The sequence below is a fragment of the Streptomyces sp. NPDC001530 genome, from assembly GCF_042894545.1.
GTDB lineage: Bacteria > Actinomycetota > Actinomycetes > Streptomycetales > Streptomycetaceae > Streptomyces.
In genome coordinates this window covers 332887-348677 of sequence record NZ_JBIAVS010000003.1, presented here as the reverse complement: position 1 = coordinate 348677, position 15791 = coordinate 332887, and the positions used below count along the sequence as shown (strand labels likewise).

Annotated in this window: 14 protein-coding genes and 1 pseudogene; all 15 read right to left on the bottom strand. The window is 68.9% G+C overall.

The annotated features are described in order from the left end of the window. Positions 1-13: 13 nt before the first annotated feature. Entirely contained in the window at positions 14-1987 is a 1974-nt protein-coding gene (locus ACFY0T_RS07140) for a prolyl oligopeptidase family serine peptidase (RefSeq protein WP_388865380.1), read from the bottom strand. A gap of 10 nt (positions 1988-1997) precedes the next feature. Continuing rightward, entirely contained in the window at positions 1998-3302 is a 1305-nt protein-coding gene (locus tag ACFY0T_RS07135) for a M20/M25/M40 family metallo-hydrolase (protein ID WP_388865378.1), read from the bottom strand. After that, a complete protein-coding gene (locus tag ACFY0T_RS07130; protein ID WP_388865376.1) occupies positions 3295-4128 on the bottom strand; it encodes a M55 family metallopeptidase in 834 nt (277 codons plus the stop codon). Before ACFY0T_RS07130 ends, ACFY0T_RS07135 begins: the two co-directional genes overlap by 8 nt. Before the next feature lie 429 nt (positions 4129-4557). Continuing rightward, positions 4558-4968, bottom strand: a pseudogene (locus ACFY0T_RS07125) (transposase); the annotation flags it as partial. 35 nt (positions 4969-5003) lie between these two features. After that, a complete protein-coding gene (locus tag ACFY0T_RS07120) occupies positions 5004-5180 on the bottom strand; it encodes a hypothetical protein (protein WP_388865374.1) in 177 nt (58 codons plus the stop codon). Positions 5181-5286: 106 nt separating this feature from the next. After that, entirely contained in the window at positions 5287-5898 is a 612-nt protein-coding gene (locus ACFY0T_RS07115; RefSeq protein WP_388865372.1) for a histidine kinase, read from the bottom strand. Between the two features lie 404 nt (positions 5899-6302). Then, the gene (locus tag ACFY0T_RS07110) at positions 6303-7007 is read right to left on the bottom strand and encodes a hypothetical protein (protein ID WP_388865370.1); all 705 of its coding nucleotides are present in this window, start codon (positions 7005-7007) and stop codon (positions 6303-6305) included. Positions 7008-7107: 100 nt separating this feature from the next. After that, positions 7108-7530, bottom strand: coding sequence for an SsgA family sporulation/cell division regulator (locus ACFY0T_RS07105; protein WP_388865368.1), 423 nt, complete (start codon positions 7528-7530; stop codon positions 7108-7110). A 636-nt stretch (positions 7531-8166) separates the two neighbouring features. After that, the gene (gene ribA, locus ACFY0T_RS07100) at positions 8167-8844 is read right to left on the bottom strand and encodes a GTP cyclohydrolase II (RefSeq protein WP_388865366.1); all 678 of its coding nucleotides are present in this window, start codon (positions 8842-8844) and stop codon (positions 8167-8169) included. Positions 8845-8936: 92 nt separating this feature from the next. Next, the gene (locus ACFY0T_RS07095; protein WP_385124611.1) at positions 8937-9983 is read right to left on the bottom strand and encodes a zinc-binding dehydrogenase; all 1047 of its coding nucleotides are present in this window, start codon (positions 9981-9983) and stop codon (positions 8937-8939) included. Between the two features lie 225 nt (positions 9984-10208). Further along, positions 10209-11282, bottom strand: a complete 1074-nt coding sequence (locus ACFY0T_RS07090; RefSeq protein ID WP_388865363.1) for a tetratricopeptide repeat protein — start codon at positions 11280-11282, stop codon at positions 10209-10211. Beyond that, on the bottom strand, positions 11279-12451 hold the full coding sequence (locus ACFY0T_RS07085) for a DUF4331 family protein (RefSeq protein ID WP_388865361.1): 1173 nt from the start codon (positions 12449-12451) through the stop codon (positions 11279-11281). Before ACFY0T_RS07085 ends, ACFY0T_RS07090 begins: the two co-directional genes overlap by 4 nt. A 36-nt stretch (positions 12452-12487) precedes the next feature. Then, positions 12488-13816 (bottom strand): Dyp-type peroxidase, encoded by a 1329-nt coding sequence (locus ACFY0T_RS07080; RefSeq protein ID WP_388865359.1) that lies wholly within the window; start codon positions 13814-13816, stop codon positions 12488-12490. 176 nt (positions 13817-13992) lie between these two features. After that, on the bottom strand, positions 13993-14622 hold the full coding sequence (locus ACFY0T_RS07075; RefSeq protein WP_388865353.1) for a hypothetical protein: 630 nt from the start codon (positions 14620-14622) through the stop codon (positions 13993-13995). A 377-nt stretch (positions 14623-14999) separates the two neighbouring features. Then, on the bottom strand, positions 15000-15587 hold the full coding sequence (locus tag ACFY0T_RS07070) for a TetR/AcrR family transcriptional regulator (RefSeq protein ID WP_388865357.1): 588 nt from the start codon (positions 15585-15587) through the stop codon (positions 15000-15002). Positions 15588-15791 lie beyond the last annotated feature (204 nt).

The following is a 15791-nucleotide window of genomic DNA, read 5'->3' as shown; positions in this document are numbered from 1 at the left end:
TGGTCGAAGGGCTTCACTTGACCAGCTCCAAGGTGGGAATGCCGGGCGGGTTCAGCCCGAAGACCTGTGCGTACAGCGAAAGTTCGGACACCAGGACCCGCACCATCGTGTCGGCCCGCCGGAAGCCATGTCCCTCGCCCTCGAAGGCGATGTAGGCGTGCGGAACGCGACGGCCCTGTTCCTCCAGCCTGGCCAGGAAGCGCTCGCACTGCACGGGCGGGCAGATGGCGTCGTCGAGTCCCTGAAGCAGCAGGAAGGGCGCGGTGATCCGGTCGGCGTGCTCGCTGGGCGAACGCTCCATGTACCGGCCCGGTACTTCGGCAAGGGGCCCGACCAGCGTCTCCAGGTACTGCGACTCGAAGTCGTGGGTCTCCCCCGAACCCCAGCCGACCAGGTCGAGGATCGGATAGAGGATCGTGCCGCAGGCGTACACGTCGGTGCTCGTCAGGGACGCGGCGGTCGTCCAGCCGCCCGCGCTGCCGCCGCGGATGGCGAGCCGCCGCCGGTCGGCGGTGCCCTCCCCGGCCAGCGCGAGCGCGACGGCCGCGCAGTCCTCGACGTCGACGACGCCCCACTGCTCGCGCAGCCGGTTGCGGTACTCCCGCCCATGTCCCGTCGATCCGCCGTAGTTGACCTCCGCGACGCCGATTCCGCGCGAGGTGAAGTAGGCGATCTCCAGGTCGAGGACGAGGGGAGAGCGGCCGGTGGGACCGCCGTGCGCCCAGACGACGTATGGCGGCAGCTCGTCGCCGGGGGCGACATGGTCGGGGTGGTGCGGTGGATAGATGTGCGCGTGGATCTCGCGCCCCGCGGGGCCGAAGAAGGTGCGGATCTGCGGCTCCGGGTAGTGCGCGGGGTCGACCGGGTCGTCGTGCGCGGCGCCGATCACCCGGGCCCGCCCGGTGCGGGCGTCCAGCTCGACGACCTCGTAGGCGCTGCGGGGGCTGGCCCCGACGCCCACGATCCTGCTGCCGTGCACGGCGAGCGTCGGGGCGAACTCGGTCCAGGGGCCCGCCGCGTCGACGACCTCGCCGGTCTCCGGGTCCAGTACGCCGAGTGCGGTGGCGCCCCGTCCGTGCACGACGGCGATCAACCCGCTCTCCAGCGGCGCGAACCAGCGGTACCCGATCCGCCACAGCGAGCCGCCGAACTCCTCCTCGCGCGGACAGACCGCCGCCTCCTCGCCGTCCTGCCCGAGTCGGTACAGATTCCACCAGCCGGTGCGGTCACTGACGTACAGCAAGGTGCCGTCGGGGGCCCAGTCGGCCTGCACGACGGACTCCTCCGGGCCACCGGCGACGGACCGCGCGGCACGCAGCGTGCCGTCCTCGGCCACGTCCGCGAGGATCACCTCCGTCCCGTCCCACGGCATGCGCGGGTGGTCCCAGGCGAGCCAGGCCGCCTGCCGACCGTCGGGCGAGAGCCGGGGCCCCGTGACGAACCGGTGCCGCCCGTCGGTCAGTTCCCGCACGGCGTCCCGGTCCTGCGCCGCCGACCCGTCCAACGGCACCGCGGCGACGACCCGCCGTACGTCGGTCGGCCTCTCCCCGGTGAACTCCTCCAGGACGCACCACACTTCACCCCGCTCCGGCCTCAACTGCGGGTCCACCCAGCGCAGTCCGTCTCCCACGGGCGAGACGGGAGTCAACGGCCGGGGTTCGCCACCGACTTCGTACACATAGAGCCGCTGGTCGGCGAAGTTGACGAAGACCACCAGGGGGCCCTCCGGGCGCATGACTCCGGCCCAGGGGTGACCGCCGTACTCGATGACGCGGCTGCGTACGTTCCAAGGGGCCGGCAGCACCGACTCCTCCGTGCCGTCCGTCTTCCGCCGTACGAGCGTGCGCCGCCCGCCTTCCGTGGGCCGGGGCTCGGTCCACCAGGCCTCGTCGCCGACGAAGCCCACGAACTCGGGGTGCCCGTCGTGTGCCGCGGCGAGCGCCCCGTCGATCGGCGAGGGCCACGAACCGTACGCCAGAGTCTGCATCTGATCCCCCCTAGGCCGTGCGCAGAAAGCGGTCGAGGACACGAACGCCGAAGTGGAGCGCCTCGACCGGCACGCGCTCGTCGACGCCGTGGAAGAGCGCCTGGTAATCGAGGCCCTCCGGCAGCTTCAGCGGCGCGAATCCGTATCCGGTGATCCCGAGGCGCGAGAACTGCTTGGCGTCCGTGCCGCCCGACATGCAGTACGGCACCACATGCCCCTCGGGCGCGAACTCCTCGACGGCGGCGCGCATCTTCGCGTACGTCACCGAGTCCACCGGCGCCTGGAGAGCCACCTCGCGATGGTGGAACTCCCACTCCACGTCCGGTCCGGTGAGCCGGTCCAGGGTCGCGCGGAACTCCTCCTCACCACCCGGCAGATATCTGCCGTCCACATACGCGACGGCCTCCCCCGGGATCACGTTGATCTTGTAACCGGCGCTCAGCATCGTCGGGTTGGCGCTGTTGCGTACGGTCGCCTCGACCAGCGCGGCGGCGGGACCGAGCTTCTCCAGGAGGCTGTCGACGTCCTGGAGGTCACCGTCGATGCCGTACAGGGCGGCGAGTTCGGTCAGTGCGGCGCTCACGGTCGGGGTGAGGCGCAGCGGCCACTCGTACGCCCCGATCCGCGTGATCGCGGCGGCGAGGCGGGTCACCGCGTTGCTCCGGTTCACCTTGGAGCCGTGCCCCGCCCGCCCGTGTGCGGTGAGCTTGAGCCAGCCGGTGCCGCGCTCGCCCGCCGCGATCGGGTAGAGCTGCCGCCCGCTGCCGTCGTGGAAGGTGAAGGCGCCCGACTCGCTGATGCCCTCGGTGCAGCCCTCGAAGAGACCGGGGTGCTCGTCGGCGAGGAACCCCGAGCCGTCCTCAGCGCTCGCCTCCTCGTCGGCGGTGAACGCGATGACCAGGTCGCGGCGCGGCCGCACCCCGTCGCGCGCCCATGCGCGGACGACGGCCAGGATCATCGCGTCCATGTTCTTCATGTCGACCGCGCCGCGCCCCCAGACGACGCCGTCGCGGATCTCCCCGGAGAACGGGTGCACGCTCCAGTCCTCCGCCTGCGCCGGCACCACGTCCAGATGACCGTGGACGAGCAGCGCGTCGGCGGACGGGTCGGTGCCCTCGATGCGGGCCACCACGTTCGTACGCCCCTTCGTGCGCTCCAGGAGTGTGGGCTCCAGGCCCGCTTCCGCCAGTCGCGCGGCGGCGTACTCGGCGGCGGGACGCTCCTGGCAGTCCCCGCCGCCGCGGTTGGTCGTGTCGATACGGATGAGGTCGGAGGTGAACCGTACGACCTCATCGAGTGCCAGTGCGTCAGCCATACTGCTCCTCCACCGCCGCCGAGACGATCGTGGTGACCGCCTTGAAGGTGCGAATCCCCTCGTACATGGTGTCGCTGGTGTAGGCCACCTTCCGCTCGCCGATGCGTTCGACGCCGGGCACGACGGTGGCGGCCATCGACAGGTGCTCGGCGTCGAATTCCAGCGCGACGGTGAACGGGCCCCCGACGACTGGCTCGTGACGCACCGCCAGCGACGCGGCCTCCTTGGCGGCGGCCCGGATGTCCGCCGCGGTCCGCGCGGGCGTACGGCACACCGCCGCGTAGCGGGACACATGGTCCTTGACGGCGACCTTCAGCGCCTCGGGCGCGTACCCCAGCGCGTCCTCGCAGGCCACGTCGTCGCCGGTGACCAGCACGACCGGCACGCCGTACTCGGCGACGACATGCGCGTTGAGCAGCCCCTCGCTGGCCCGTATGTCGTTCACCCACACCCCGGTGAGGGAGTTCGCCAGATAGGTGTGTGCGAGGACGCCCTCCATGCCGGCGCCCGCGTGATAGCCGACGAACGCGATGCCGTCCACGTCGTCGTGCTGCACGCCCTCCACCATGGACAGCGACTTGTGCCGCCCGGTGAGCATCTCCGCTCGCTCGTCCAGCCGCTCCAGCAGCAGGTTCCGCATGGTCCAGTGGGCCTCGTTGATGAGCACCTCGTCGGCGCCGCCGTCGAAGAAGCCGAGCACGGCGGCGTTGACGTCCGAGGTGAACATCGAGCGGCACCGCTCCCACTGCGGAGTCCCCGGCAGCACGTCGGCCGGCCAGGTCACACCCGTGGCGCCTTCCATGTCGGCGCTGATGAGGATCTTCATGACCGTCCGTCCCGTCGCAGGTCAGAGGCTTGTCGTCCTTCGGGTGACAGCAGTTTCCGACAGCGTGCGGCGGTCACGGAGATCTTCATGCCGTGTCACGTTACGCGCCGAGTGGGAACCCGGCTACAAAGAGGCACGAAGGTCGCTCCCGACCACCTCGGTGCTGTCGGCCGGGATGCGAGCCGCTCACCCGGAGGACAGCCCGCTCAGGGCCCGCAGTGTTCCCGTCACGATCCGTCCATCCCTCTCCCACCCGAACCCGGCGGGGATGAAGCGAGCCCGGCAGACCCGACCTCCCACATACGTCCAGCGGAAGTCGCCAGACATGGTCAGTGAGGGTTTCTCATCGTGCGGTCCGGGGTGATGGTGATCGTGCGGTCCGGGGTGATGGTGGCTCGTGATCCGGGGGCTGGTGACGCGACAGGGCTCCTGGTCGCCGGACAGCGCGGAGTGCTGGGTCTGGGCGGCCTCCACCGCCGTCTTCGCGAACGCGGCGGCGCCGCGGACCTTGCGGTTCTTCAGCCAGGTCTCGATCCGCTTCGCGCCTGCGCGACGGATCGCCGCCGGGGTCTGGTAGCCGGTCAGCAGCATCACCAGACCCTTGTTGGTCAGGTCCAACCGCTCCAACGCGGGGAAGATCTCCAGCAGTTGGGCGCGCAGGCGGTTGTTCTCCCGGGTGCGGTCGAAGACAACGTCGAGGCGGCGGGTGGTCAGGGTGCGCAGGTCGACGGCGATCTCGTCGCCGGGCCGCAGCAGCCCGAGTTCGCGGGGGACGCGGGCTGTCGAGGCGCGACCCGTCCAGCGTCGGCCCCCACGGCCCGAAGCAGGCGCTACGCGAACCCTTCGGTCCCAGCCAAATGTGGCATGCCCTTCCGTCACGCGCACTTCACGCCGCAGGGCGCCTGTACGCTATTTTCGCAGGTCACGGGCACAAGGGTAGACAACTTCAGCGCGATCTCCTCGTCCGGCAGCCATCCCTTCCTGTAGCCGTCCGTGAAATCGAGCAGTTGCACTGGATCGACCAGCGCCTCAACCGACCGCAGCTCGGCCATCGTCCATCAGCGCGTTTCAGGCCTGTGCGGAACCGACGGACGCCGACAACAAACAGCGACAGGGCCCAGGTCCGCGACCTGGGCCCTGAGATGACGTGAGAGCGAGTCAGGCGGCGGGGCGTTGGAGCCGCTGCTTGAGCGCCTTGCCGCGGGCCTCCATCGTGGCTTCCAGCTGGGCCTTCTTCTGCTCCCGGCGCGCCTTGGCGGCCTCGCGTTCCGCCGCCTCCTCCGCCTCGCGGAGCGCCTTGACCTCGGCTCGCACCCGCTCGGCCGGCCTGCGCTCAAGCACCGCACCGAATCGCATGGCGAGCAGGTCGATCGCCGCCGTGTCGCGCTCGGCGACCTCGGCGACCAGCACCGTGCTGTCCGCGCTGACTTCGTCGGCCACCAGGGCCACCAGGCCGGAGCTCTCCGTCGCCCGCCGCCAGTCGGCGCCGCCGCCCACCAGGGCGCCGGTGCCCCAGCCCAGCACCACGCCAAGTGGTCCACCCAGCAGGCCCACCACCGAACCGACGAGCCCGCCGACCAGCGTGCCCTCTCCCGCCCGGGCGTCGACACCCTCGGGAATGCGCACTGTCCCGTCCAGTCGGCGCTCGACGAGCATCGCGCCCGTGACCTCCACGGTCGCGCCGCCGAGCTGCTTCAGCTCACTGAGCGCCTGGTAGGCGGAGGCCTGTTCGGTGAAGCGGAAGACGACGACGTTCTCGGTCCTGTCCATGGCCACTCCTCAACCACTCATAAGTCCCGTACTCGGCGGAGACCCCCCGCCTGTGAGACATTATGTATCGAAGATGTTCTGTGAGTCAAGCCGTCTCATAGATGTCGGGTGACGTCGTCGGCAGGCCCCGCGCCACCGCACAGACAAGGAAGCAGGTGTCGACTGAGCTAGGTCAAGGTGGACCCCCGTCGCAGCGGGGCGGCCACGGCAGAGCTCCTGGGCGCGGGCCTGGGGCGGTCACCCACGCCGCGGTCGCCGAACACTCCGGTGTCGGCGGGGCCACGGTCTACCGCCAATAGCCGCAGCAGCAACTCCTCCGCGGCCACAGACTGACCGGCTTCGGACGGCAGCGGGCGGGGCGCCGACACATTCGCCACGGCGAAGCCCGGGACCGTCTTCCCGCTCTAGAGATTCGTGCCGGTGTTGCCCTCGCCATTCGAAGAGTCCCGCTGCTTCATCTCGCCCGGAGCAGAGAGGTCCTCTTGCTCGTCCAGCAGCTCCAGGAGCGCGGCGTCTGCCTTCTGCTTGTCCTCTTTCGTCAGTTCAAGAGGTGCGTTGCTGTAGACGGTGTACCGGTCGGGATCATTGATGTTGGCGGCCCTCAAGGTGAACGTCAGAAGGGTGCGCCACCCCTTGCGGTGGCCGACCCTCGCCTGAAGCTGGACCTTGTAATCACGGGGCTCCGGAACGAATCCGGAAAACGGTGCCTCGAACTCGATGAGGAGTTGCTGCGCCTCTCTGCCGGCCACGGCGAATCCGGCCGGCAACTTCGGCTCGTCCTCCGGCCCGGGTTGGAGGCGGGACGGTGAAGACATCCACAGGAGTGGCAGATGGGAGGCGGGCTCATCGGGAAAGGTCAACCTGAGATCCTGCACGACTATCGGCTTGGCACCGGTGTTGTGAAGGACGAGCGGAAGCCGCAGGCGAGCCATGGAACTGTGGACAATCGCGGAAAAGGAATGAGGCTCCCAGGACTTCAGGTGCCCTTGCCTGGCGTTGATCCACCAGAAGGATGCGACGGTAAAGATCAACGCGCAAACGGACACAACGCCGGCGCCAGGAATCGATGGAAACGCATCCTGAACTGCAGCGGCCATCAGCGGAAGCACAAATTCAGTGTGCCAGCCCCAGGGTGCGCACGCTAACAGACCTCGGTGACGCGGGGCCCTTGAGCGGCCCAGCCGCTCGGTGCGGAGCAGCTGGGTTCCTTCATCCTTCGGCGATGAGCTGTGTCAGCCAAGCGTCCAGGTCGATGTGCCCGGGCTCGGCCCCCCTGGGCACCGCTGCCTCCGTTTCCTGCAGGAACGTCTTGATTTCCCGCGCCGGGGCTTTGAGCAAGGCCGTGCCATCTGGCGGATTGAGAAGGATGTACAAGTCGCTGACGTCATGCTCCTCGGCGGGCCATACGCGTATATCCCCCTCGCCGGCGGGGCCCTCCAGACCATCGGCCAGAAGATCTCGCCCAATGATCCATTCCACCGTCTCGTCGCTGCCGACAACGGTGAATGCGGCGCGGACAGCATGGGGATCGCTGGGCTCGTACTGCAGCCTCATGCTCATACACAAGGACATCTCATGCGAGACGACCAGCTGTACAGATAGCCCCCGAATCAAGGTTTTCAACGACTTCATTACTCTCACTCTTGGTGCCGAGTCATACGGGAAGGGCCGTCGGAAGTTCTGTCGTCAGAACAAGCGAGGCCTGAACAGAGAAGCGGTACTACGACGACGAGTGCGGGATGCCACCAACATCAGTTGCCGGACGAAGGCGACCTTCGTGTCAGCGACCGGCGCTGTAGCAGTCGTCGCTGCAGCGGCTCCCCTCGTCACGGTCCCCGCCATGACGCCAGCCGTGGCGACCCTCCCACAGGTAGCTGATGCCGTGGCCCGAAGTGCTCCCGGCACCAAGAACGGCTCCGCCGGCCAGGTTCCGTACGTCGTACGGAACCTCTCCTCATTGATACCATACATCGTATGGAAAGTCGAAGGGTGCTATCGCAGGGGAGACTCACCTGTCACTCGTGATGACGACGACGCGGCGCCGGAACCCGGGCCTCATGCCAGGCGACACTCCGCATGGCGAACTGGATCGCCCGAACGAGACCCGCGCATATCCCGAGGGCGGCCGTTACGAAATACCCCGGCCCATCACGTGGTCAGCGGCAGGTCGAGAACTTGTCCATTTCCTGGGCGACGCGGACCATTTGCCTGGTCACGCGCGGCACGCGTTGATGAAGGGCTGGCCCATGAGCCGATGGGCATCTGCCGTCAACCCGCCGTCAGTTCCGTCAGCGGCAGGGTGTGCTGGGTGCGGACCACCTTGGTACGGAGGTAGCCGACGTTGTGGGCCGTGGTGAAGACGCCCGTGGGAACGTGCTGGGTCACCGTAAGGCCCAGGGTGCGCAGCTGGGCCGACTTGTCCGGATTGTTGGACAGCAGGTCCAACTCAAAGATGCCGAGGGCGGCGAGCATCTGCGCGGCGGCGGTGTAGTCACGGGCGTCCTCGGGGAGGCCGAGGGCCGCGTTGGCCTCGTAGGTGTCGAGACCCTGGTCCTGGAGGGCGTAGGCGTCGAGCTTGTTGTAGAGGCCGATGCCGCGTCCCTCCTGGCGGAGGTAGAGCAGGACGCCTCCGCGGTCGGCGACGCGCTCGACCGCCTCGCGCAGCTGGGGGCCGCAGTCGCAGCGGGCCGAGCCGAAGACGTCGCCGGTCAGGCACTCGGAGTGCAGGCGCACCAGCGGGGGTCGGCCGGCGGCCGGTTCGCCGAGGATGACGGCCACGTGTTCCTGCCCGTCGGCGAGGTGGTGGAAGGTGGCGAGGTCGGCGGTCACCGTATAGCCGTCGCCGAAGCGGAGCGGGACCGTCACGCGGGTGCGCACCGTGGCTGCCGACAGGCCTGTCGGATTCCTGCTGTCGCTGGATGCGGTGGCGTTGCGTGAGTCGCGCATGTCGGTCTGCTTCTCCGGGGCGGCGGTTGCGGCTTGGTCGCGCGAGGGGCCGACTCCGTCGCCGGGACGGCCCATCGCGCTCGGTCGACTCGTCAGGGAACGAGGATGAGGCGGATCGGATCGCCGATCTTGTTCTCCAGGCGGTGGATCGCCTCGGGGGCGTCGGCCAGGGAGATGTGGTCGGTGATGGACGGGGCCAGGTCGAGACGGCCGCTGCCGGCCAACCGGATCAGCTCGTAGACGTGATCGAACGAGGATCCGTAGTGTCCGAACACCTTCTTGTTCATCAGGTTGAAGGTCATCTTCTCCGAGATCTTCAGCGGCTCAGTGGTGATACCCACCAGGACGAGCGCACCGTGGTTACCGAGGAGAGGCGACGCCTGCTCCCGGACCCGGGGAACGCCCGCGAAGTCGAAGGCGTAGTCCAGGCCCAGGCCGTCGGTGGCCCGTAGCACGGCTTCGGCGAAACCGGGGTCGGACGGGTCGAGCGCGATATCGGCGCCGAACGCGAGGGCTCGAGCACGCGCATTGGGCAGCGGGTCGACGGCGATGATCGGCGTGGCACCCATCATGCGGGCCAGCCGGACGGCATGGGCGCCCACCCCGCCGACTCCCCAGATGCCCACGGCCTGGGCGGAACGCACCTGCACGGTCTCGACCAGGGCCGCGTACGAGGTGGAAACGGCGTCCGGGATGATCGCCGCCTGGTCGAAGGGAAGTGTGTCGGGGATGGGGACGACGGTGTCCTCACGGGCGATCGTGTACTGGGACCAGCCACCGTCGTAGTCGACGCCGCGGCCGCGGAACGATACGCACGTGCCGCCGCTGACACAGCGGGCGCACTCGCCGCAGGGCTGTCCCGCCTGCAGGGCGACCCGTGTGCCGACGGCCAGGTCCCGCTTGAGGCCGGGTCCCAGGGAATGGATGACACCGGAGAGCTCGTGCCCGAGGGTGAGCACGTTGGAGTTCAGGTGCAGCGGCGTGATGCTTCCGTCGATGAGGTGGAGGTCGGAGAGGCACACGCCCGCCGCCTTCACTTCGATCAGTACTTCGCCCGGTCCGGGTACGGGGACCGGGATCTCCTCCATGACGAACTTCTTCGTGTCCAGGTGGACGCGTCCTGCCAGCATGGTGTCCATCGGTTTGGGCCCTTCTCGGGTTGTGGTTGCTGATGTGGAGTGCTGCAGCGGTCCGTGGAACCACAGCGGGGTGAGGGGCGCTGCGAGGGGTCGAGGGGGCCTCAGCCGGTAAGAGGCCGAGTCACGTTTGCCCCTGCGGGCTGGTGCGGGGTCGGCCGAACGGCATGCCGGTCCGTCCGGCCGACCCCGTCGGTGCCCCATATCTCCGGCATTGCCGCTCGGCGGCTATGGGGCAGCCTGGGCAACCCGGCTCTGCGCGAGGACAGCGCGCTGGAACAGGGCATGGGCTCGGGATGTCTGGCGGAATGCGAGGTTCTGCAGGGCCAGTTGGAGCCCCCGCTCGGCATCGGCCCCCACGGTGAGCCAGAAGTCGGCCGCGTGGTCGGCGTAAGCCTCCGGGTGACGCAGCACCAGTTCGTCGTAACGCGCCGCCGCGCGCTCGCGCCACTGGTTCGACTCCTGGAACCTGCCGCATGCGTGCAACGCGGCCGCGAGGTGGCCGACGTACTCGGGATCGTCGCTGACCCGGGTGAGGGGACGCAGGAGGGCGACGGCGCCGTGCGGGTCTCCACGCAGCAGGTCGACCTCGGCCAGGTGGCCCAGTGCCGGCGCGTAGTCGGGCACCCGGCGCCGAGCGGCCTCGTAACACGCACGGGCCGCATCGAGATCTCCCTCGCGGTGCCACATCACACCGCGTCGAAAGTCCAACTGGGCGAGCAGAAACGGCGAGGTCCCCTGATAGTGGCGCCGCGCCTCGCCGAACAGCCGCTCCGCCTCGGTGACCTCCCCGCGCTCGGCCTGGAGTACGGCGAGCGCGCCGAGCGTCGTGAAGTCGCTCTGCCGCTCCGCCGCTTTGCGGATCAGGGACATGGCATCCGCGTAGCAGCCGAGGGCCTGCAGGACGACGGCTCGTTCCGCGTCCAGTGTGGCCTCGTCCGCGCCGCTCCGGCCCGCCGCGCCCAGGTCGGCAACGGCCTCTGCGAAGCGGTGCAGGGTCGCCCGCGTCCTGGCGCGGGCGAGCAGGGCCGTGCCGTCCTCGGGTGCGCCGTGCACGAGCCGCTCAGCGAGTTCCGCGGCCCGCTCGTAGTCGGCGACGCGGCCCAGGATGTGGCCTCGGAGGTTGAGGAGGTCGACCAGGGCCGCCCCTTGCGCCACCGCCGACGGGGCCCCCGGCGTCTCCCCGGTACCCGCACGGCTGAGCCGTACGGCCAGGCCGTCGATCTGCCCGTGCAGATTCGTTACGGCGATGGTGCCGTTCGTCGTGACCGGCTCCCACTCCTGGGGAGACGCCCCGGTCATGCCGCTTCCTCGCGGGGAGGCATCTGCGCGGCCAGGCGGGCACCCAGGTCCGGCGGGGTCGGGTTGGGAGCGTTCAGGTAGGGGAAGGTGTCGGTGGCCGGCTGAGTGGGCTGGTCGACGCCGTCACTGATGCGCTCGCCGTCGATGCCGCCCACCAGCAGCGTGTAGAGGGTGTCCACGATGTCGTCGTTGAGCGACCGGCCACCGCAGGTCGTGTGCGGGCGGCCGGCGAGCAGGGCGGTCTCGATCTCGAAACAGCCGTCCTCTGAGTAGGGCTTGGACAGATCGACGACGAGGAAGTCCGCCAGCAGCAGTTCGGTCAGCGGGTGAGCACCCTGCTCGTCCAGCGGCCAGGCGGTCTTGCCGTCCAGGCCGTCGTAGAAGGCCAGGTTGGCGTTGAGCCGTGCGCGGTAGGTGCTCGCATAGTCGGGCCGCACGCTGAAGGCGTCCTCCTCGTTGAAGAGGTCGCGGATCTCCAGATCGCTGTTGACGGTGTCGAACTTCTTGGGCGACATGACCACGTTCTTGATCTCCGGCCGGCCCATGCGCTCCAGCCGGACCGGGCGTCCACCACCGGAAGTCAGGGTCTCGCCGACGACCGCCACCAGCGAGCCGGCGGCCGGACCGAGCACCGCGGCGTCGACTTCGAGCACGATGCTCAGCGCGTTCAGGCCCTCCAGAACGTTGCTGGCATCAGACCTGAAGGCCAGCTTCCCCGTCGCCTCGGTGGCGATCACGCCCACGAAGTCGATGAAGAACGGGTCGAGCCGCGACCCGGCGAAGATCTTCAGTCCCTCGGCCTCGGTGGGCACCTCGTTGCCGACCTGGAAGGAGACCTTCCGGCCGCCGGGCGCCCGGCACGTGCCCGCCTGCACCAGGGTGCCCGTGCCGCCGACCTTCTGGGGGGCGTCGAAGGTGAAGTCGAAGACGTACTCGTCCTCGCCGACATTGAACGCCGCACCGGCGCCCTCGCTCACGGACGTGATCGGCCGGACGCGGAAACGGTGGGTGATCACGTCGGAGAACAGGGCCGTAGGGGCCGAGGCAGGCAGCACGTTGAGGACGAGCACCAGGTTCCCCGGCCGCTCCGGGCTCGGGAAGGCGTACACGTCGCAGATGTCGGACGCAGGGTCCGCGATGGCACGCGGTCCGGAGAAGTGGTCAGCCATGAGAAACGCTCCTTGTCGTGTTGATCGTGAGAGATGTCAGGCGTCGAGGTCGGCGATCCAGCGCAGCGCCGACAGTCCGGGCATGAAGCAGTACTCGCCACCCCGGTTGACGACGAATGGCGGCAGCCCCTTGAAGCGGCGGCGGATCGGCCTGCGCGGGACGGTGAATCCGCCGTCGTCGTTCACGCCGATCAGCGGGTCCTTTTCCGCGGGCGCCCCGATGAACTTGCCGTCGTTCACCCACTGCCGCTGGACGAACTCGAACTGCCGGTCCAGGTGCGCTCCGACAAAGGCGAACATGATGCCGCGGTCGGCGCCGTCGTCCTCCAGCACTCCCTTGGGCAGCGGCGGGCCATAGGTCGTACCGCGCCGGATCATGCGGTGCAGGCGCACCTCACCGGTGACGACCGCGTCCCGCGGGTTCATCCGCCGGGCGTGGGCGCCCACGGGGCACTTGAGGCCCTGCGGGTCGTCGCCGTACAGATACGCGTTGTTGCGCTTGGGATCTGCACCGAGTTCGGGATCGTCCTTGTCCGGCGTCAGCGCCAGCGGGGCGCCGCTGGGCCAGCGGCCGACGAACTTGGCCGCCAGCAGCTCCTCGTCGGCGGGGTCGGTGGCGCGCTCGTGGAGGTACGAACGGAAGTCGGCCACTCGCGTGTGCAGCTTGCGGAAGGCCACGTACGTTCCGTTGCGCCCGAGCACCTCGGGCTGCGGAACGGGTGCGATGCCGTGGGTCTCGTCTTTGTATCCGGTGATGAACTCGCCTGCCCTGAGCGGCTCTTCGTACGGATTGGTGCCGGGGATGCCCGTGCCCTCGATCGCCGGCTGACCGATGCCGTCCCGGAAACCGAACGGTTCCTTCTCGTCCGGTCCGACGTGCACGTCCTGCTGCCAGATGGCAACGACGCCGGGCAGATCGCGCAGGGCGTCGCGGACCAGGAGGACGACCGTCTCCAGGCGGGCGGCATCCGGGGCGAGTCCGCCCAGGATGAGGTGCACGTCCTTCGAACCGAGCGGGCCCTCCCAGTTCTCCGGCGCGCTCTCCCCGACGTCCCCGATGTACTCCGCCCGCGCGGCCATGCCCTCCCGGAACTCCTCCGGGAAGGTGGCCAGCGACTCCTCGGGCACCCCCAAGGCCTTCAGGCCCTGGAAGCTGAGTGCCACCGCGAGCGAGACCTGACGCTCGGGGTCGAACGCGGCGACCGAGTCGACGGCGGGGGTGAGCCGCCGCAGCAGCTCGCGCCCCTGCCGCCGGTCGTCGATGCGCAGGGCGAGGTAGGCGCCCGCATAGGGCGTCGGCCGTGGCTCCAGAGCGGCGGCCTGGATGTCGTCGAGCTCCAGGGCGTTGCCCTTCTCGATGCTCATGATGCCTTCCAGAACTGTCTTGTGTGGACGGAGTTCGTCACGCGGGTCGTGGAGGGGGGCGAGGGGTGCCGCCCGCCTTCCCGAGGGGCCGTAGGCGGCACCCCCCTCCCGGAGGGGGCGGGGGTGGTGCCTCTTCCCGGAGGGGGCGGGGGTGGTGTCCCCTTCCGGGGTGTGGGTCAGCTGGCGGCCTGGGCGAGCAGCGGCTTGAGGGCCGGGTGCTGGAGGGCCTCCTCGGCGGCGGGGTCGTCCAGGACCTCCTGGAAGGCGGCGTTGATCCGGTCGGCCTTGGTGATCTCCGACATCGTCAGGGAGCTGACCGGGTTCCAGTAGGCGGTGGCCTTCTGCTGCCCGTCCTGCAGGATCCACCTCATACCGGCCATGTTCGCGAGGATGTGCTCCTCGAAGCCCTCGCGCGTCTTGTCGCCCGTGAGCGACTCAAGGCCGCCGGACCTCTCGATCCACGGGCCGATCTTGGTGTCCCACTCCTCGGTGTGCTGCATCCAGTCCACGAAGTGCTCAAAGCCGACGGTCAGGAACGCGTCGTCGATGTAGGGCTCCCACTCGGTCTCGAAGGTGGTGGCCCACAGCAGCTCCGTGCCGTTGTTGAAGATCACGTGGCGGGTGTCACGCAGACCGGTCTTGATGGTGGCGGCCATGGGGGCCTGCTTCAGGGCCTCGACCATCCGCCGGCAGGCCGCCGCGCACTCCTGCTCGCGTCCCGGCTTGATGTGGAAGTACGTGGCCATCTCGGAGACGACACCGTCGGTGGCGCCCTTGCCCGCCTTCTTCGTGGTCGTAGCGGTCATGGTTTCCTCCAAAGAGACTTTGTGCGCGAATGCAATGACATTGGCGACATCTATGGACAGTCACGGGATCTGCCGTTTCGCGACCCCCATGTGAGACAGATTGACTCACAGAGAGACTATGAGTCAACTTGTCTCAAAGTGACCTGCGTCACACCGCTTGAGTTTCAACTGGTTGAGTTTCAAAGGTGTGCAGTGATCGGATCGGTGGCACCCGCACGGACTGCGAGCCGATCGGTTCATGCCGACAGGTTCTGCTACTGAAGCAGGGAACCCGGAGGTGACAGGTGCTCACAGCTGCTCATGGGCGCGAAGGACTGCCACCTTGATCAGCCCCGGCCCAACGGCGGACATCCAGCCACGCCGGGGATTCAATGACGCTAGGACCAGCCCCGCAGAGCGGCGTCCACGACGGCGTCCACGGTGTCACGCCCCAGGCGGTTCCCGGCGAGAAAGCGCTCGAAGAACAGGGGACCCGCGGTAGCCATGGCAAAGGTCTCGGGGGTGACGTCGGACCGGAGTTGACCGCGCTCCACGGCCGCGGCAACAGCGGGACGCAGGGCATCGGCGATCTGGTTCAGCAGCGACTCCCGGAGGCGGCGCATGCCTTCGTCATGCCGTGAGCCGCCGAGGATCGCGGCAAGGACGGCACCGGCCTGCTCGTCGTCCCACCGCTCGGCAAGCACGCCCAGGCGGTGTACGAGCTCCGCTCGCGGATCGTTGCCCGAAGCGGCCCGAAGCTCCTCAGGCATCGGAGGCAGAGGTGGCATACCGGCTTCCAGCGCGGCCAGGCGGAGGTCGAGAAGGCCGGGCCAGTGCCGATAGACGGTGGCTCTGCCAACGCCGGCGCGGGTGGCGACCGCTTGATGCGTCACGGCCTCCAGGCCGCCTTCCGTGAGCAACGCGGTGGCCGCCGAGACCATCGCGTCACGGCTGCGCAGCAGACGCGGATCGGTTCTGTCTTGCACCTCTCCGTTCCCTTCTGTGAGACAACACGGCTTACAGCTTACTATGGGACATTCTGTCTCAGAGGCGGGAACTGGGCAGCCGCAGAAAACCTGCAGGACTACCCGGTGCTGCCCCGCCAAAGGTACCCGGACACTTCCCCCCTTTATTCCTTGCGCACGGCAGCAGGTGACTGCGGCCCGGCCTGCGCCTGTCTCAGACAGACC